The sequence below is a fragment of the Acidimicrobiales bacterium genome (genome assembly GCA_035547835.1).
In the GTDB taxonomy this organism is placed as follows: domain Bacteria; phylum Actinomycetota; class Acidimicrobiia; order Acidimicrobiales; family Iamiaceae; genus DASZTW01.
Genome location: DASZTW010000019.1, coordinates 217,142 through 235,490 on the forward strand (window position 1 = coordinate 217,142; position 18,349 = coordinate 235,490).

Consider the following 18,349-nt stretch of genomic DNA (forward strand, 5'->3'; position numbering starts at 1 on the left):
GCACTGCACGCTCGCGACTGCTGAAGCTCCTGCGCACGGCGTGACTTCGTTTCGACCGCTTGCACCTGGGGACGTGCCTCTGGCGTACGCACAGTCGATCGAGGAGAGACCGTGACACGGCCAACCACAACGATCGAGGTCGAGCTCCCGGCGCTCGCGCAGGCGTCCGTCCCGCGAGATCCCGACGGCTCGAACGCCGTTCCGCTGGAGCTCTGGGAGCTGCACCTGCGGCACCAACAGCGCGCGAGCAGCGACACCCGGGCTGCTCTCGTCGACGCGTACCTGCCGTACGCCACATCGATCGCGTACCGCATGCACCGCATGGGCGAGCCGCTCGACGACCTCGTGCAGGTCGCGTCCGAAGCGTTGCTGGTGGCGATCGAGCGCTTCGACTCGACACGGGGCATCCCGTTCAAGGGCTTTGCCACGCCCACGATCGAAGGGTCGATCAAGCGGCACTTCCGCGACCATGGTTGGGCCATGCGTGTGCCCCGGCGGGTTCACGAGCTCGCCGGACCCGTTCGCCACGAGACCGAGCGCCTGACCCTGGAGCTCGGCACGGCACCCACTGATGGCCAGGTGGCCGAGGTGATCGGCGTTTCGGCTGCGAGCATCGGCGCCGTGCGCCAAGCCATGGAGGCACGCTCGGTCGGCTCGCTCGACCGGGCGGTGCGGCCTGGCGATACCCCCGTCGAGCCGCCCAACCCCGTCGACCTCGACTTCGAGCGAGCGGAGAACCACGTGTCCCTGATGCGTGCGCTCACCGAGCTGAGCAGCCGCGAGCGCGAGGTGATCCGTCGCTACTACATCGACGACGAGACGCAGTCGGAGATCGCCGCGGCGTTCGGGGTGAGCCAGATGCAGGTGTCGCGCTGGCTCGCTGCAGCCACACAGCGGCTCCGCCGGCTCGTCATGCCGACCTGAGAAGCACCGAGCCCGGGCGCCGGCACGCGCCCGACCCGTCGACCGACCCTCGTCGAGCACGATGATCGACCATCACCACGACGATCAGGAACACCGCGCCGAGCAGCTGGTCGTGGAGCGCCGTGAAGACCACACGGCCGTCTCGGTGCACGGCCCAGTCGACGAGGTCGTGGCTCTCGAGCTCGGAGCGGTGCTCGACGAGGCAGCCGACGCGGGTCGCGGCGCCGTGCACCTCGATCTCCGCGAGGCCACACTCGACGTGATGTCGTGGGTGGTGGTCGAGCGGGCGATCGGACGCTGCCGCCGGCGCGGCACCTCGGTGCGAACCACGGCCGACGACTCGGTCGCGTCGCGCGTCGCCCGTCGCGACGCCCAGCGCTGGCTCGCTGCAGTGCGTCGACATCTTCGGTGACTGTTTGGCTGCAGTCGAGGCGGCAAGTGCGATCGCCGTCGGCACTTGTCAACCGGCCGACGAGCAGGAGGACCGACGACATGGCACCCACCGAGCCAAACGAAGCGACCGAGGCCGAGGAGGAGCGCGAGGCCCTCACGGGGCACGCGGCGGATCGCGACCCGACCGACGAGGAGATCGCTGCCGCGGACACCAAGGCCGACGCGGCCGACGCGAACGTGTCGCGGGCCTACGAAGAGGCCGCCGAGATCGGCGCCAACGTGAAGGGCGAAGGGCAGATCGAGCCGTGACGCGCGCTCACATCGGTCGCGGTTCCGGGATCGGGTTCGGTGCCGGTGCCGGTGCCGGTGCCGGTGGCGCGGGCGGCGCGGGGAGCGGTGCTGACCCGCACGCGGACTCGCGGCGATCGGTGCCCCTGGCGGGTGAGCAGAGGTCAGTCATCGCCAGATCGCTCTCCATTGGTCGCCCATGATCGCTGCGCCGTGGGATCCTCTCGGAGGAGCTCGCCGGCCTGACTGACAGGTCCGGCACGGTCGTCCGCGTCACGACGGTCGGCTTCCGTGGTGACCACGCCGAGCGTGTCGCCGTTCGCGGTGAGCATGTCGACCCGCAACGGTGCGGCGTTGCGCAGCACCTCCACCACCTCTGACGACACGGGCTGCACCGCCACCGTGATGCCGCGGGCCGCGGCTGGCGGCTCGGCCGGCCCGCGGGCCATGGCCCCTCCGCCAGCGATGAACCCGATCGTGGAGCCGGCGGCGATGCCCACGGTCACCAGGATCACCAAGCGCACCCACCAGTGCCCACCGAAGGGGATGAGAGAGATCAGCGCGCCGATCACGCCTCCCGCGCCGCCGCCCACCAGCGCCATGGCCACCGCACCACGCGTGGCCTCCTTCGGCAGCGCGCCGGCAGGCCCGGCGAAGGTGTGGTCGGCTTCCTCGCGCATCTCGCCGCGCAGCGCGGCGCGCCGATCTCGCTCCGCCCCGACGCGGATCGCCTCGCGACGCACGCCGGCGGCCACGAGCGCCTGGACCGCATCCCGGGCCGCTCTCTCACCGTCGAACACGGCGACCGCCTGTTGGGGCAGGGAGGAGATGGGGGGATCCCAACCCGGCTCCGACTCGGGTGTGGGTCGCTGCTCGCTCATGCATTGCCTCCTGTGTCGCGGGCGTGTCGAGCCCTCAGGACGCTGACCGGGTGGGGGTTGCGACAAACCGTTTGCCGCGACCGGGGGCGGGGAAGCGGCCTGACCGTCGCAGACGTGAGGGTGACCGCCATGCCAACCAAGCCGCCTCCCCCCGGCCGTGGCGTCGACACGTGGATCGCCGGCTCGTTCGCCGTTGGGCTCGCAGGCGCGATCGGGTTCATCGTGGTGGCGTGGCGCGGCGGTCAGACGCAATGGGCCGGCGTCTGCGTGTTCGTCGCAGCGGCGGGGATGGCGTTGGGCTTGGGTATGTGGGCCCGCGCTTTCATGCCCGGCGGAGGGCAGACCGAGCCACGGCACGCCCTCCGGTCCGACGAGCGCGAGCGCGCTGCCTTCGCTGCTGACTTCGAGGCCGGCGGGCGCGTGCTCAGCCGGCGAGGGCTGGTCGGCGGCCTGTTCGGTGCCGGCCTGTTCGCGAGCGCACTGGGCGCGCTCTTGCCACTGCGGTCGCTCGGCCCCAACCCCGACGGGGCGCTGCGCCACACCGACTGGCGTCGCGGCACGCGCGCGGTGACGGCGAACGGTGAGCCTCTGCGCCCGGTCGACCTCGACGAGGGCAGTGCGGTGACCATCTTTCCCGAGGGGGCTGTGGGCTCGGCCGACTCGCAGGCCGTGCTCGTGCGCTGTGGCGACGTGCCGTTCCGGGCCCGGCCGGGACGCGAGGGATGGAACCCCGACGACTGCGTGGCGTACTCGAAGGTGTGCACGCACGCCGGATGCCCGGTCGGCTTGTACGAGGCGGAGTCGCATCGATTGCTGTGCCCATGCCACCAGTCGATGTTCGACGTGACCGACGGGGCCCGGCCGGTGTTCGGCCCCGCCACCCGCTCGCTCCCGCAGCTGCCGTTGCGCATCGACCGCGACGGCTACCTCGTGGCCGGTGGCGACTTCAGCGATCCGATCGGTCCGGGGTCATGGCATCGATGAACCGTCGATGACCCGGCCTCGCGGTTCCCGGATGATCTCGCGCCGCGCCGCCGGCTGGGTGGATGACCGCTTCGGCGCCGCCCATTTCGTCACCAAAGCCCTCGGCAAGGTGTTCCCCGACCACTTCTCGTTCCTGTTCGGGGAGATCGCCCTGTACTGCTTCATGGTGCTGGTGGCGACCGGCACGTACCTGGCGCTCTTCTTCACCCCCGGCACCAACAAGGTGGTGTACCACGGCTCGTACGCACCGTTGGCCGGCCAACAGGTGAGCGCGGCGTACGCGTCGTCGATCCGCTTGAGCTTCGACGTGCGCCTCGGACTGTTCTTTCGCCAGATGCACCACTGGGCTGCGCTCGTGTTCGTCGCTGCGATCGTGGCCCACTTGTGCCGCATCTTCTTCACCGCCGCCTTCCGCCGACCCCGCGAGCTCAACTGGTTGGTCGGCGTCACTTTGTTGGTGCTCGCGATCGCCAACGGCTTTGCCGGGTACTCGCTGCTCGACGACCTGCTCAGCGGCACCGGGCTGCGCATCGGCTACTCGATCGCACAGGGCATCCCGCTGATCGGCGATCGCGTGGCGTTCTGGGTTTGGGGCGGCGAGTATCCCGGCAACGCGATGAACCAGCGCTTGTTCGTGGCGCACGTGTTCATCATCCCGGCGGTGATCGCGGCCCTGCTCGCGCTGCACCTCGCGTCGGTGTGGCGCCAGACCCACACGCAGTTCGCCGGTCGGGGCCGCGAAGAGTCCAACGTGGTGGGCTCGCGGTTGTGGCCCACGTACGCGGCGCGCTCGATCGCCATGGGGCTTTCGGTGGTGGCCGTGTTGGCCTTCCTCGGTGGCCTATTCCAGATCAACCCGGTGTGGCTGTACGGGCCTTACGACCCGGCCACGGTCAGCACCGCGGCACAGCCCGACTGGTACATGGGGTGGATCGAGGGCGCGATGCGCCTCTTTCCCCCGTGGGAGGTGCGCATCGGCGGGTACTCGTTGCCGAACCAGTTCTTCCCGACCGTGCTGTTGCCCGGCCTCACGTTCCTGGGCCTGTACCTGTGGCCGTTCGTCGAGAAGCGGATCACGGGAGATCGCGCCGAGCACCACCTGCTCGAGCGCCCACGCGACCGGCCGTGGCGCACGGCGCTCGGCGTGGGCGCGTTCACCTTCTACACGGTGTTGTTCGTGGCCGGCGGCAACGACGTGCTGGCCGCTCGCCTCGGCGTCTCGGTGAACGCGATGACCGCCGGGTTGCGCATCGCCGTGTTCGCGTTGCCGGCCGTCACCGGCGCGCTGGCGTGGCGGTGGTGCCGCGATCTGCTTCGGAGCGAAGGGGCGGCGGGGGAGGGGGAGGTGCGGCGGGAGGCGTCGCCGGGGCCGGGCCCCGTGCCAGCCAGCGCGCCACCAACACCGTGACCGCGCCGAGGTACACGAACCCGCCGGGCACCCACATGATCACGCCCCCGAGCTGCTGGTCGGCCATCGGGTGCACCGCCCACGTGACGAGCTCGGGCGACACGGTGTACAGCGGGTGGTCGGCGAGCACCATCAGCGCCGCGAGCATGCCGGTGCCCACTTCGGCGGCGAAGAGCGCCAGCACGGCCATGCCGGTGCGATCGCGCCAGCGGATGCCCACCACGACCCACCACAGCACCAGGCCCGAGGCGAACAGCGTGGCGTGCTCGCCCACGTGCACCAGGTCGTTGCGCAGCGCGAGGTCGAACGCGGGCGGCAGGTGCCACACCCACCACGCCCCCACATGGAAGGCCACGGCGGCGATCATCACTCCGGCGCTGCCCCGCCTCACGCGCCCGAGCGGCGAGCGCCGCCAGGCATCGGTGAGCGCGTGGCGTTCCGTCGGCCGCAGCCCCCAGGCGATGACCGTGGCGGGGCGGCCCACCACCACCAGGAGCGGCGCGACGAGCCCGAGCAGCAGGTGCTGGCCCATGTGCGCCGACAGCAGCGTGTCGTCGAGCGCGCCGAGGGGCGAGCACAAGGCGAGCACCACGCAGCCGAGGCCCGCCGTGTAGCAGGCGACTCCGCTCGCCTGCACCACACGACCGGGCCCGGCTCGCCGCCGGATGGCGCGTCGGCCGCGCTCGTACGCCAGCCCCGCCACCGCCACGGCGAGGAGCCCCGCTGGGTCGATCTCCCACGTGGTGAGGAAGCGCCCGACCGGGAAGGTCATCGCGGGCACGACGACAGCACCGCGTTCGGGAGCCCTTCGACGATGGTGACCGCGATCGATATGGCGCCCCACGCCTGGCCCACGAGCGCCACGAACGCGACCGCCCGATTCCCGGCGGCGAGCGCACGCCGTCGCAACAGGTGGCCGGCCACGACCGACGCGGCGATCACCGCGGCGCACAGCGCCGTGAGCGCGTTGACCATCCAGGTGGTGCCGAGCCTGCACTGCAGCGGCACGAGCGCGGCGCTGCCGGCCAGGTGCCCCATCCACACCAGCGGGCCCGTGGCCACCACGAACCAGACCAGGCGCCCGGTGACGGCCGGAGCGTGCTGCGGTTGCGGTGCCGGGGCGTGCGCAGTCACCAGGTCACCGACAGGTACAGCGACGGGTACACCGCGAGCCAGACCACGTCGACGAAGTGCCAGTACATGATCCCGCACGTGGCGCCCGTGCGGGGGCGGCCCGGGTCGTAGCGGCCTCGGAGGCTCTGCACCACGAGGTAGGCGAGCACGACCATCCCGACGAGCAGGTGGATCGCGTGCAGGCCGGTGATCGTGTAGAAGCTCGAGCCGTAGGCGCTGTCGGTGGGCGTGAGCTCGGCCGACAGCTCCACGTACTCCTGGATGTGGCCGGCCAGGAACACGGCGGCCATCACCAGCGCGGCCACCAACATGGCGCGGAAGCGTCGGAGGTCGTCGCGACGCAACGCCCGCTCGGCCAGCGCCGCCGGGATGCTCGATCCCCACAAGATGAACGAGCGGATCCCGCTCAGCAGCAGCTTCGGCTTCTCGACGCCCGCGGGCGGCCAGGGATGGTTGTTGGCCCGCAGGTAGAAGTTCGCGAACAGCAGCAGCGAGAACAAGGTGGCCTCGGTCGTGATGAGCAGCACCATGCCCCACCAGCCGAGGGGCCGGCGTCCCACCGCGCTCGGTGCACGAGCGATGCCGGTGTCGGTGGCCGACACGTCAGCTGCCTCCCACGTCGTGCCAGCGCACGAGCGCGAACGCCATGAGGGCCAGGCCGATCCCGTCGACCACCACCGCGCGGCCGGCGATGCCCACACACACGACGAGCATCCCGAGGGCCAACACGAACGGCCACCACGTGGGGCCGGGCATGGTGGTCATCTCGGGCTCGGTGGCGTCGAGCGGTGACGTGAGCCACGCACGGTGATGGCGGTGGGCAGGCCGGGTCAGGTCCTCGTCGTCGACCGTGGCGAGCGTGCCCAGGCGCGTTCCGGGCGCGAGATCCCACATCGGCTCGCCCGACCCGACGACCGGCACCGCCTCGAAGTTGTGCGGCGGCGGCGGCGACTCCACAGCCCACTCGAGCGTCTCGCCGCCCCACGGGTCGGCCGACGCCTGCGGTCCCCGGCGCCATGCGTGGGCGAAGTTGACCACCGACGCCGCCACGCCGAGCACGAGCACGCCCGCCCCGATCGACGACAGCAGGTTCAACGGGCCCCAGCCGGTCGAGCTGGCGTACGTGTAGATGCGGCGCGGCATGCCGTCGAAGCCGAGCAGGTGCTGGGGGAAGAACGTCACGTTCGTGCCGATGAACATGAACCAGAACGACGCGATGCCGAGGCCGCGGTGCAGGAGCCGGCCGGTGAACTTCGGGAACCAGTAGTACAGACCCGCGAAGACCGGGAACATGGTGCCGCCGATGAGCACGTAGTGGAAGTGGGCCACCACGAAGTAGCTGTCGGTGACCGCCTGATCGAACGGCACGACTCCCACCATCACCCCGGACATGCCGCCGATCACGAAGATCACGATGAAGCCCACGGCGAACAGCAGCGGCGGCTCGAAGCGCACCTTCTCGCCGGCGAGCAGCGTGGCGAGCCACGCGAAGATCTGCACGCCGCTCGGGATGGCCACCACCATCGAGGCCATCGAAAAGAAGCTCGCCACGACCATCGGGGTGCCGGTGGCGAACATGTGGTGCACCCACAGGCCGAAGCTGATGAACCCGGTGGCCACCAGCGACGCGGCGATCGCCGGGTAGCCGACGATCCGGTGGCGCACGAAGGTCGGGATGATCATCGAGATGATCCCGGTCGCGGGGATGAACAGGATGTAGACCTCGGGGTGTCCCCAGATCCAGAACAGGTGCTGGTACAGCAGGGGCGCGCCGCCGTGGGCCACGTCGAAGAACCGGGTGTGGAACGTGCGGTCCATCTCCAACAGCGCGCCCGCCAGCGTGATCGCCGGCAGGGCGAACACGATCATGAAGCTCATGGTGAGGATTCCCCAGCAAAACAGCGGCAGGCGGTTGAACGACATGCCTGGGGCGCGCATCCGGAAGATCGTCACGATGAAGTTGATGCCGCCCACCGTCGTGGCGATGCCCAAGAAGGTGATGCCGAGCGCCCAGAAGTCGAGGCCGCGGCCCGGTGAGTAGGCCGATGCGGTGAGCGGGGTGTACGCGAACCAGCCGCCGTTGGGCACCTCGCCGATCGCGAAGCCGCCGTACATGAACAGCCCCGCCATCACGTAGATCCAGTAGCTGAGCGCGTTGAGGCGGGGGAACGCCATGTCGCGTGCGCCGATCTGCAGCGGCACCAGGTAGTTGCCGAAGCCCGCGAAGACGGGTGTGTTGAACAAGAAGATCATGGTCGTGCCGTGCATCGTCATGATCTGGTCGTACGTGTTCGCGCCCACGATGGAGCCGTTCGGCGTGGCCAGCTGCAGGCGGATCACGGAGGCTTCGATCCCGCCGATCAGCAAGAAGATCACGGCCGTCACCAGGTAACGGATGCCGATCCGCTTGTGGTCGACGGTGGTGAAGAACCCGGGCAGGCCCGGATCGTCCTCCCACACGTCGGTCAGCGCGTGGTCGGCATCGCCGCCGACCCGTGGGCCCGGGCCGGGCTGACCGGTCGACGGCGGTGCCGGTGCTGCGACCGGGATCACTGCAGCGCCTCGACGTACGCGGCGATGAGGTCGAGCTCATGGGCCCCGATCGGCATCTCGGGCATGAGCGCGCCGGGCTTGATCGCCTGCGCGTCGCCGATCCAACGTCGGAGCGAGTCGGGGTCGTTGGGGATCGCTCCGGCCGCGAGCTGTGCACGGTCGGCGACGTGGGTGAGGTCGGGGCCCTCGCTTCCGTGTGCCGGTGTGCCTCGCACCGTGTGGCAGCCGGCGCACGCTTGCGACAGGAACTCCGCGCGTCCGGCTCGCGCGGCCGGCGACGCGGGAGCAGCGGCGGGTGCGGCCTGGTGGGCGAGCCATCGGTGGAACGCCGCGGGGGGCTGGGCGACGACTTGGAAGATCATCTGGGCGTGCTCCACGCCGCAGAACTCCGCGCACTGGCCGCGGTACGTGCCGGGGTGCGTTGCCTCGAGTGCGAGGTGGTTCGTGCGGCCGGGGATCATGTCGACCTTCTGCGCGAGGGCCGGCACCCAGAGGCTGTGGATCACGTCGTCGGACCGGAGGGTGAGGTCGACTTCCTCGCCCACCGGGACGTGGATCTCGTTCGCCGTCACGGCTCCCGTGCCGGGGTAGCGCACTTCCCACCAGAACTGGTGGCCGATCACCTCGATCTGCACCCGCTGGGCGGCCGCGCTCTCGGTGCGGTGCAACGTGAACACCGTCATCACCGACAACGTGCCGAGCACCACCGCGGGGAGCGCCACCCCGCCGTACATGATCAGGCGGCGGCTGGCCGAGGTCGCGCCCCTGCCTTTGCGGTACAGACCGACCACCATCAACACGAACACGACTGCCGTGATGGCTCCTGCCACGATCAGCATGAACCACGTCAGGTTCGCGATGCGCCCGGCGTCGGGGCCGTGCGGGTGCAGCATCGAGTGGGTCTCCGCGCAGCCCGTCACCGCCGAGCTGCCCAGCAGCGTGGCGACCGCAACCGTGACGCCATGGCGCGCGTGCGCCCATCGGCCGGTGTGCGGGCGAGGTCGTCGAGTGGCAGGCGGCATCCGGCTTGCGGAACTGACCGCTGCGTCGGCCGCGAAACGCCTGCGTGGCGAAGCGGAGTTTGTTAGCCGGCCCGCGTGCCGGTCAGCGCCGGTGTGTGTGCCGCGCGCGATGGCTGCTGGTGATGCTCGGGTGCGCGCTCGTGGCGGGCACGTGGTGCCTGGTAGGCGGGCGCGCGGCGGCTTCGGCGCCGGGCTCGGACATGCGGCTGGGGCGGAGCGAAGCCGCGCCTGGCCCCGATGGCCGGGTGCTGTATCTCCGGTCGTGCGCGATGTGTCACGGCGCCGCCGGCGTCGGAACCGCCAACGGTCCGTCGTTGCGTGCCGTGGGCACGGCGTCGGTCGACTTCATGGTGCGCACCGGACGGATGCCGCTCAGCTCGCCCGACGCACGCGTGGAGCGTCACGAGCCCAAGTTCACGTCCGCGCAGGTGCGCGCGTTGGTTGCCTACGCGTCGACGTTCACGCACGGCCCCGAGGTGCCGCGTGTGCGCACGGATGACGCCGACCTCGGTGCGGGGGCGACGCGCTACCAGCAGGCGTGCGCCGCGTGCCATCAGTCGGCGGGTGCCGGCGGCGCGCTCGCGAACGGCGACGCGGCGCCGAGCTTGCACCGCTCGAGCAGCGTCGACGTGGCGGAAGCCGTTCGCACCGGCCCGGGCGAGATGCCCACCTTCTCGCCCTCGGCGCTGAGCGATCGTGACGTGGCGAACATCGCGGCGTATGTGCAGTACCTGCACCATCCCGACGATCGCGGCGGGATCAACCTCGGTCACCTCGGGCCCGTGCCGGAGGGCTTCATCGCCTGGACGCTCGGGCTCGGCGTGTTGGTGCTGGCGTGCGGCCGGATCGGTGTGCGCGCGGCGGACCGTGCCCGCCGCGGTGACACCGACGGTTGACCTCCGACGCGACGACCGTCAGTTGGCGTCGTTGATGACCTGCGCGAGGTGCCGCGCGCGGCGATCGGTGCCTGTGGCGATCTGCGTCTGGCACGAGAACCCGTTGGCGACGACCAGTGAGTCCGGCGCCGCTGCTCGAACGGCCGGGAGCACTCCCTGCTCCCCGCAGGCCATCGACAAGTCGTAGTGATCGGCCTCATAGCCCCAGGAGCCGGCAAGGCCGCAGCATCCCCCGGTCAGCGTCTCGACGTCGTAGCCCATGCGCGCGAGCACCCGTGCATCGGGATCGATCCCGCCGGTCGCCTTCTGGTGGCAGTGCCCCCACAAGAGCGCGTCACCCGACCGGCGGGGGAGCGGGAGCTCGTAGCGATCCACGAACTCGGCGAAGTGCATGGCGTTGTCAGCGAGGCGGCGCGCATCGTCGTCATGGGGCACAAGCTTTGGTAGCTCGTCTTTGAACACGGCGAGACAGCTCGGCTCGATGCCCACGACCGGGATGCCCGCACGGATCCACGGGCGGAGCTCGTCGAGCACGTGGTGCAGGTAGCGGCGGGCCATGTCGAGGAATCCGTAGTCGTACAACGGTCGGCCGCAGCACACGTGGCGGCGCGGCATCAGCACCTCGAACCCACCTTCGTCGAGCACCTCTGCCGCAGCGATGCCGACATCCGCGTGGAAGTAGTTGTTGAACGTGTCGGGCCACAAGACGACGGACGGGCGGTCGCCGCCGGTGTGGGTCGCGCTGCGGCTCTTGCGCGTGGTGCGACGGTGCCAGCGCTGCAGCGTGGTGTGCGCCAGCTTCGGCAGCTCGCGCTCGGGCGCCACACCGCCCGCAGAGCGGATCGCGGAGGCCAGCGGCGAGGTCGCGGCGATGTTGTAGAGCGTGGCCGCGTGCGAGCCGACCCGTGCCGCCTGGTCGATCAACCCGAACGCGTACGCGTGGCGAGGCCGGAGGCGCCGGGCCCAGTGGTGGTGCAAGAACTCCGCTTTGTACGTGGGCATGTCGACGTTGACCGGGCAGTCGTTCGTGCATCCCTTGCACGCGAGGCACAAGTCGAGCGCGTCGAAGACCTCCTGGCTGCGCCATCCGTCGGTGATCACGTCGCCGCGGAGCATCGCGTCGAGCAGGTGCGCGCGGCCGCGGGTGGTGTGCTGCTCCTCGCCGAGCACGCTGAAGCTCGGGCACATCACGTCGACGCCCTCGGGGGTGCGGCACTTGCCGACGCCCACGCAGCGCAACGTGGCGTGCGCGAAGTCGCCGTGGTCGTCGGGATAGGCGAACGCCGTGGCCGGTCGTGAGGGGTTGTAGGCGGTGCCGAGCTTGAGGTGCTCGTCGAACCGATCGGGGTCGACGATCTTGCCGGGGTTCATCCGCCCGTCGGGATCCCAGATCGCCTTGAACTCCCGGAACGCCTGCACCAGCTCGTCGCCGAACATGCGCGGCAACAGCTCGGCGCGCTGCTGGCCGTCGCCGTGCTCGCCCGACAGGCTCCCGCCGTACGACACCACGAGATCGGCCGCCGCCTCGAGGAACCGTCGGTAGTCGCCGAGGCCGCCGGCGGTGCGAAGGTCGAAGGAGATCGACGAGTGCACGCAGCCGTCGGCCAGGTGCCCGTACGTGGCGCCGTGGTAGCCGAAGTCGTCGAGGAGCCCGTGCAGGTCACGCAGGTAGTCGCCCATCCGCTCTGGCGGCACGGCCGAGTCCTCCCACCCCTGCCATCGGTCGGCCTCGTCCTGCGGGAACGTCTCGGCAGCGAGGGCCGACTCGCGCACCTTCCAGAGGCGCTGTTCCTGGTCGGGGTCGTCGAACAACGACGCGCCCGACGGTGGGTCGTCGCTGGCAGCCAGCCGCTTGCGCAGCTCCTCGGCCCGGTCGTCGGCCTCGGCTTTGGTGTCACCGCCCATCTCCACCAGCACCCAGGCCTGGCCGTCGGGGAGCAGCGACAGCTCCGAGGGGTTCAGCCCCGACTCTCGCTCGGCGTGGAACAGCGCGTGGTCGATGGCTTCGCAGGCGGTGGGGCGGGCGTCGACGATCTCGGTCAGGTGGCGGCCGACGGTGTAGATGTCGGGGTAGCCGATCACCAGCAACGAGCGCTCCGGCGGGTGGGGCACGAGCTGGAGGGTGGCCTCGAGCACGGTCACGCAGGTGCCCTCGGTTCCGGCGAGCGCACGCGCCACGTTGCAGCCGTTCTCGGGAAGCAACTCGTCGAGGTTGTAGCCCGAGACGCGTCGGGGGATGGGCGCGAAGCGTTTGCGGATCGCGTCGCCGTAGCGGTCGCGCAACTCGCGCAAGTCGCGGTAGATCTGGCCCACCCTGCCGCCCTCGGCGATCCGTCGCTCGATGTCGGCGTCGCTGGTCGGCCCGACCCGGAGCCGCACGCCGTCGTACGTCAGGACCTCCATCGATTCGAGGTTGTCGGAGGTGCGTGATCCGTTGCCGGCGAGGCGCGACAACAGCGAGTGCGTGCCGCAGGAGTTGTTGCCGATGTTGCCGCCGATCGTGCAGTACGCGTGGGTGGCCGGGTCGGGGCCGAACGCGAGCCCGTGCTCGACGGCAGCATGGTTCACCTGCTCGTTGATGGCCCCGGGCTCCACCCGTACCAGGCGCCGGTCGGGATCCACGTCGCCGATGTGGTGCAGATGCTTGGTGAAGTCGATCACCACGGCGTGGTTCACGGTCTCGCCCGAGAGGCTCGTGCCGCACCCCCGGGCCAAGATCGGCGCGCCCTGACGCCGGCACACCTCGTGCACGGCCACCACGTCGTCGATGGTGCGGGGGATCACCACGCCGATCGGCACGCGCCGGAAGTTCGACCCGTCGTTGGCGTACAGCGCCCTGGTGGCGGCGTCGAAGCGAACCTCGCCGTCGACCACCTCGCGCAGCGCAGCTTCGAGCGCGCCGGTGTCGAGCCCGTCGTCGCTCGCGTGACGGGCGACGACGCGCGTACTGCGTGGAAAGCGAACAAGTGTCATGGCGCCTCACAGCTCGGGGACGCCCGCCCTGCTATCCGCAGATCGCGCTCGCAACCGTTGTCGATCGCGAGGCGGAGTCCGCTGCCTGGGTGTCGGCAGCTGCCTGGCGAGCCATTGAGGGAGCCATGCATCGGTGGTCGAGCCTGGACGACGGGGGGCGTCGGTGGAGCAGACGGTTGTTGCGCAAGGGATTGCGAAGACTCCGGTACACGTCGGCAGACGTCCGAAGCGGATGACGCGCAGGGGGTCAGGGGTTCGAATCTCTCATGCCCACCGGTTTCCCGCTCCGCCGCAGGCCGGTGGCGATCGGATCGCGAGGCCGCCACTTCCGGGCGGCTGGGTGGCTCTCTAACCTTCAGCGGGGTGACGTGACCGGGGCGCCGGTGTTGCGCACGTTCCCCACCCACCGCTCGAGCGTCGCGGTGGGGGAAGCCGCAACGTCGCCGAACGATGCGCCTGCCTCGAACTCGTTGTCTGCCACGACGGTGTGGCTTCCGTCGAGGCGGAGTCGGTAGTCGCCCGTACCGAACCAGTTGCCGATGATCACGTTGTTGTCGACCGCGCCCCAGGTCCCGTCCTCGTAGAGGCTGGAGTTGAGTCCGGAGTTGTTCGGGCGGTGTGGATCCACGGCGTTGCCGACCACGGTGGCATGGGTACCGGTGGCGTTGGCCGACAGCTGGATCCCGTCGTTGTGGGTCTCGGTGGCGGGATCGCCGGTGAGGCAGGTCGCGAGACCGTGGATCCAGTTCTGGTACGCGAGCGTGTCGTGTGAGCCCATCCGGAGTCCATCGGGCCAGCCGGAGATGTCGCTGTAGGCGATGTAGCCGTCATCGACCTGGGCTCCGGCGTTCATCGCGGAGCCCGCGCAGGTGGTCTTCCCGATCAAGGTGACGTGCTCGATTCGGAGGTTGCGGGTGCCGGGGGTCTGGTAGATGCCCCAGTAGTCGGAGGTGGTGAGGCGCACGTTGCGGATGGTGACGTCGTCGTTCGCGACGTTGATGCGTCCACCGGTGATGTCGCGGTTCTCGATCACCTGGCCGTTGGTGGTCGTGGTGATGGGCCCGGCGAGGGCCGTCAGGGTGCGTGCGGGTGCCGCTCCTGTGTTCGACGCCTCGGGTCGGACGTAGTGCGTGTGCGGGTCGGGCGTGCCCGAGAGTGGTTCCAAGCCGTGCAACGAACGTGGCGAGGAGGGGCCGCGGGAGGGTGACGACGGCTCCGGGGAGGCCGACGACCGGCCCGGGGAGCTCGGGCGGGTGCTGCACGCGCTGAGGCAGCCGGCCGTCACGGCGACTGCGATGGCCGACTCGATGGTGCGTCTCATCCGGTTCCGCCGTGGTGCTGCCGCGACGGTGGGCTTCGATCGTGCGGGCACTCACCTGCCGCCTGCAGCGCCACGGTCCCCTACGGGCGCGACGCTTGCGGGCCGCGCAGCGTCGAGCGACGTCGCCTGGCCGCTGGGCTCGCCACGGCCCCGGTCACGCGGGACGTGCCACTCGCGCAGCGATCGCAGAACGGTCGCGGAGTCGTACGGGAAGCGCAGCGGGATGCGCTGACCCAGCAGGTGCTGGCGCAACAGCAGGTCAGGTTCGTTGTAGCCGACCATCGCGCGCAGGGAGGTCGTGCCCGAGAAGCGGGGGTTGATCTCGAACACGACGACCTCGTCGTTGACCAGCCGGCACTGCACGTTGATGGGCCCACGCGCGCCGAGCTCCGCGGCGATGCGCTCACAGGTTGCCGTGACCTCGGGGAACGGGCCGACGTCGCCCTGGCTCACGCCGGAGCTGACGACGAGCTTCGGGCCGAGGTCCCATCGGTCGGTGAGGTTGGGGACAGCCTGGCGCACGGACAGGGGGTTGGTGAGCTTGCGGTGTACGGCGATGGAGTTGACGAAGCGGCCGTCGAGGTCGTGCAGGACGCCGACTGTGTACTCGCTCTGTGGGTCGCCGACGTACTCCTGCACCATGATGTCGGCGCCTCGTCTCGCCAGGTACGACAGCAGCACCTGCAATTCGTCCGAGGACTGGGCGATGTAGCAGTCGCTCGAGCCGCCGCCGTTGCGGGCCGGCTTCACCACTACGGGAAAGCGGTCGATCTGTTCGGCGCCGTCAGCGGACCAGGTGAGCGGGGTGGCGAAGCCGTGGAGCTCCAGGAACGCCGCGGTTGCGGGCTTGTCCATGCAGGTCGTGATGACCTCGTCGGGCGCGAGCATGACGACGATCCCGGCGTCGACGAAGCGTTGCCGGTTGGGGCTGAGCACCCGCAGCTCGGCTTCGGAGCCCACGAAGAGCGCCTCCACGTGGTGGCGCAGGCACGTCGCCAGCAGCTCGTCGAGGTACGTCGGGTCGGATGCGGGCGGGAGGACGAGGCACGTGTCGGCGAGCGCGAACTGCGGGCACGTGGGGTCGATGTCCGCGCCGATCAACTGGTAGTCACCGCCGAGGAGCAGCGCCTTGAGGATCTGCTCGCCGACCCCGATGCCGCCGATGGCGGTGATCATGACGATGGGGCGGCGTCTCACTGCTCAAAGCCTCCTGTCGAAACGGCGACGGGTGCCGATCGGTCGATGTCGAAGCGGATGATCTCCGCGGCGGCGGTGTCGGTGTCGACGATCGCCGCCGCGCCGCGTCTGTCGGCGTCGCGCGGGAGCGCGCAGCTGCCCACGTTGACGAAGGTGGTGTGCCCTGCCCGGCGGACGAAGGGGCGGTGCGTGTGGCCCATGCACACCACCGACCACGGACAGGGCACGAACGGCGCGAGCGACGAGTCCGGATACACGTACTCGTACGTGAAGTCCCGCGGGCTGCCATGGACGAGGAGGGCACGGCCACCGATGATCCGAGCCTGGGGCCAGGCCGCGATCCGGGCGAGGCGCTCCTCGCCGAGGTCGGCCCTCGTCTGCGCCAGGTGGTAGCGGTCGTCGGGCGCGCCGGGCTTGGTGGCCAGCACCATGGCCTCGTGGTTGCCGGCGATGGCGGGGATGCACAGCTCGTCGATCGCGTCGACCACCGCGGCGCCGGGCGTGTAGCCCACCGAGTCGCCGAGGAAGTAGATGCGGTCGACGCCGCGCCCTTCGACCGCCCTCACGCCGGTCTCGAACGCGCCCCGGTCGCCGTGGGCGTCGGACAACAGCCCGATCTTCACGATGCCACCTCGATCTGCACGCTCCCACCGCGGTGATGCTGGCTGGGCCCTCGCCGCGACATCGCGCCCTTCCAGGCATGGCGGATCACGCTCGGCACTGTGGCCAGCAAGATGGCGAGGTCGAGCGTGGGGGTCCAGTTGTCGGCGTAGAAGAGGTCGAGCTGTCGGTAGGGGTGGAAGGCGGGGTTGTCCCGGGCCTCGATCTGCCACAACCCGGTGATGCCGGGTCGGACACGGGCGCGGCCCCGGAGCTCCTCGTCGAACGTGGCCACTTCCTCGGGCAGGGCAGGCCGCGGGCCCACGAGGCTCATGTGGCCGGCCAGCACGTTGAACAGCTGTGGGAGCTCGTCGATGCTGGTGCGTCGCAGGATCCGGCCAATGGTCGTCACCCGAGGGTCGTCGCGGAGCTTGAACAGCGGCCCGTCGTCGCGCTCGTTCGCGGCGCGCAGCTGGGCCTTGCGTGAATCTGCATCCGTCGTCATGGTGCGGAACTTGAGGACCGTGAACAGGTGGCCGTCGCGTCCCACTCGTTGTTGCCGGAACAACGCTGGACCCCGATCGCCGAGTCGGATCGCGGCCGCAGCAGCCAGGAGCACCGGCGCGGCGAGAATCAGCGCGGTGGCGCCGATCGCGACGTCCACCGTCCGCTTGGCGACGAGTTGGATCGGGCCGTGGTGGGGCGGCTCGATGTGCAACAGCGGCTCGTGCGCGACGGGAACGGGATGCACCCGGCGATGGTCCAGGTTGGCGATCCCACCGAAGATCTGGATGCTCAACCCAGCGCCGAACGCGGCCCGTACCAGTCGCGCCAACTGGGCGCGGGGGAGCGCCCCTTGTTCGATGAGCAGCCCGCACGCGCCGCGCGACCGTGCGATCTTGACCGCGTCCGCCGTCGATCCGAGGTCGTCCAGGGTCAGCGGAGGCTCGTGGGGTGTGCCGAAGTCGGCGACGAAGCCGACCAGCCGGTAGCCGGTGTCGGGGCGGGTCGCCAGGTGCTGGTACAGGTCGTGGGCGGCTCGGCTGTTGCCGACCAGCAGCATCGGCTGCAAGAACCGGCCTTGCCGGCGCCGACGTGCCAGCCATCGGTCGAACGCGGAGTGCGTGACCGCCAGGGCGACGAGCGTCCACGTCGCGCCCGCCACGACACGGCTCAACGACACGGTGACGCGCAGGGGTGTGACCAGGACGAGCACGGTGACCGCGGGGATCGGGACGCCCCGGACCAGGCGAGCCAGCGCAAGGGCGCGCAGTCCCGATGCGGCCCTCGCGTACGCGCCCGCCATCGCCAGGCCCGTCACGCAGGCGAGCGAGGCGGCAGCGGCGAGGAGGAGGCCAGGTCGAGGATCGAGCTGGCCCTGGCCCGGTCCCGCGACCATCAACACGGCCACCCAGGTCGCGCCCACCACGAACAGATCGGCGATCGCCTGCGACAAGTGCAATGGCGACGACGTCCTCATGTTGGGAGCAGAGCCGCGCCGTCGGCGGCCTGATACGCGTTGTTAGCCGGTATCAAGAGCCGCGGTGGCGGCTCGTACCGGCAATGACCTGGAACCGGATCGCAACCGGCGTGCCGCGGCGAGCCTTCGTCATCGGCGCAGTGGTCGCCCTGATGTGGACGGTGACGGCGACCGCCCCGGGCGCCTCGATGGCGGCGGCGGCGCCGTCGACTCGGGGCGCAGGTGCCGTGCCATCAGCGACGAGCGCAAGTGCCGACGCAACGTGTCCGTGCAGCCTCTTCGCGCCGACCGACAC

16 protein-coding genes and 1 pseudogene are annotated in these 18,349 nt (G+C 70.5%); 6 read left to right on the forward strand and 11 right to left on the reverse strand.

The genetic code is table 11. The annotated features are described in order from the left end of the window. Nucleotides 1–111: 111 nt before the first annotated feature. The 3 genes from VHA73_15820 (at nt 112) to VHA73_15830 (ending at nt 1,626) form a co-directional block, all read left to right on the forward strand. Entirely contained in the window at nt 112–924 is an 813-nt protein-coding gene (locus VHA73_15820; protein ID HVX19490.1) for a sigma-70 family RNA polymerase sigma factor, read from the forward strand. Nucleotides 925–985: 61 nt separating this feature from the next. Then, nucleotides 986–1,336, forward strand: coding sequence for a hypothetical protein (locus tag VHA73_15825; GenBank protein HVX19491.1), 351 nt, complete (start codon nt 986–988; stop codon nt 1,334–1,336). A gap of 80 nt (nt 1,337–1,416) precedes the next feature. Next, complete coding sequence (locus VHA73_15830; GenBank protein HVX19492.1) at nt 1,417–1,626, forward strand: hypothetical protein; 210 nt, start codon at nt 1,417–1,419, stop codon at nt 1,624–1,626. 143 nt (nt 1,627–1,769) lie between these two features. Here VHA73_15830 and VHA73_15835 read toward each other — a convergent pair whose 3' ends face one another. Next, nucleotides 1,770–2,486: a hypothetical protein gene (locus VHA73_15835; protein HVX19493.1), complete on the reverse strand. Its 717-nt coding sequence runs from the start codon at nt 2,484–2,486 to the stop codon at nt 1,770–1,772. Between the two features lie 129 nt (nt 2,487–2,615). Here VHA73_15835 and VHA73_15840 point away from each other — a divergent pair, with 129 nt between their 5' ends. Further along, a complete protein-coding gene (locus tag VHA73_15840; GenBank protein ID HVX19494.1) occupies nt 2,616–3,470 on the forward strand; it encodes a Rieske 2Fe-2S domain-containing protein in 855 nt (284 codons plus the stop codon). 7 nt (nt 3,471–3,477) lie between these two features. Then, a complete protein-coding gene (locus VHA73_15845) occupies nt 3,478–4,878 on the forward strand; it encodes a cytochrome bc complex cytochrome b subunit (GenBank protein HVX19495.1) in 1,401 nt (466 codons plus the stop codon). 34 nt (nt 4,879–4,912) lie between these two features. Here VHA73_15845 and VHA73_15850 read toward each other — a convergent pair. From VHA73_15850 to coxB, 5 genes and pseudogenes are all read right to left on the reverse strand, one after another. Beyond that, a pseudogene (locus VHA73_15850) lies at nt 4,913–5,650 on the reverse strand (cytochrome c oxidase assembly protein). Then, nucleotides 5,647–6,012: a hypothetical protein gene (locus VHA73_15855; protein HVX19496.1), complete on the reverse strand. Its 366-nt coding sequence runs from the start codon at nt 6,010–6,012 to the stop codon at nt 5,647–5,649. The pseudogene VHA73_15850 and the gene VHA73_15855 overlap by 4 nt, the downstream one beginning before the upstream one ends. Beyond that, the gene (locus VHA73_15860; GenBank protein ID HVX19497.1) at nt 6,009–6,614 is read right to left on the reverse strand and encodes a cytochrome c oxidase subunit 3; all 606 of its coding nucleotides are present in this window, start codon (nt 6,612–6,614) and stop codon (nt 6,009–6,011) included. The genes VHA73_15855 and VHA73_15860 overlap by 4 nt, the downstream gene beginning before the upstream one ends. Nucleotide 6,615: 1 nt before the next feature. After that, complete coding sequence (ctaD, locus tag VHA73_15865; protein HVX19498.1) at nt 6,616–8,565, reverse strand: cytochrome c oxidase subunit I; 1,950 nt, start codon at nt 8,563–8,565, stop codon at nt 6,616–6,618. Beyond that, nucleotides 8,562–9,485 carry a cytochrome c oxidase subunit II gene (gene coxB / locus VHA73_15870; GenBank protein HVX19499.1) on the reverse strand — a complete coding sequence of 308 codons (924 nt, stop codon included), beginning with the start codon at nt 9,483–9,485 and terminating at the stop codon, nt 8,562–8,564. Before coxB ends, ctaD begins: the two co-directional genes overlap by 4 nt. Before the next feature lie 197 nt (nt 9,486–9,682). On the opposite strand from coxB, the gene VHA73_15875 reads away from it, so the two are divergent. Next, nucleotides 9,683–10,483: a cytochrome c gene (locus tag VHA73_15875; protein HVX19500.1), complete on the forward strand. Its 801-nt coding sequence runs from the start codon at nt 9,683–9,685 to the stop codon at nt 10,481–10,483. Between the two features lie 18 nt (nt 10,484–10,501). Here the strand turns inward: VHA73_15875 and VHA73_15880 are convergent, their stop codons facing one another. The 5 genes from VHA73_15880 to VHA73_15900 all read right to left on the reverse strand — a co-directional run bounded on the left by VHA73_15880 (nt 10,502) and on the right by VHA73_15900 (nt 18,054). Further along, nucleotides 10,502–13,456: an FAD-linked oxidase C-terminal domain-containing protein gene (locus tag VHA73_15880; protein HVX19501.1), complete on the reverse strand. Its 2,955-nt coding sequence runs from the start codon at nt 13,454–13,456 to the stop codon at nt 10,502–10,504. Nucleotides 13,457–13,811: 355 nt separating this feature from the next. Further along, nucleotides 13,812–14,621 (reverse strand): hypothetical protein, encoded by an 810-nt coding sequence (locus tag VHA73_15885; GenBank protein ID HVX19502.1) that lies wholly within the window; start codon nt 14,619–14,621, stop codon nt 13,812–13,814. A 207-nt stretch (nt 14,622–14,828) separates the two neighbouring features. Next, nucleotides 14,829–15,974: an ATP-grasp domain-containing protein gene (locus VHA73_15890; GenBank protein HVX19503.1), complete on the reverse strand. Its 1,146-nt coding sequence runs from the start codon at nt 15,972–15,974 to the stop codon at nt 14,829–14,831. Continuing rightward, nucleotides 15,971–16,597 (reverse strand): metallophosphoesterase family protein, encoded by a 627-nt coding sequence (locus VHA73_15895; GenBank protein ID HVX19504.1) that lies wholly within the window; start codon nt 16,595–16,597, stop codon nt 15,971–15,973. The genes VHA73_15890 and VHA73_15895 overlap by 4 nt, the downstream gene beginning before the upstream one ends. Beyond that, nucleotides 16,594–18,054 (reverse strand): exopolysaccharide biosynthesis polyprenyl glycosylphosphotransferase, encoded by a 1,461-nt coding sequence (locus tag VHA73_15900; GenBank protein HVX19505.1) that lies wholly within the window; start codon nt 18,052–18,054, stop codon nt 16,594–16,596. The genes VHA73_15895 and VHA73_15900 overlap by 4 nt, the downstream gene beginning before the upstream one ends. Nucleotides 18,055–18,349 lie beyond the last annotated feature (295 nt).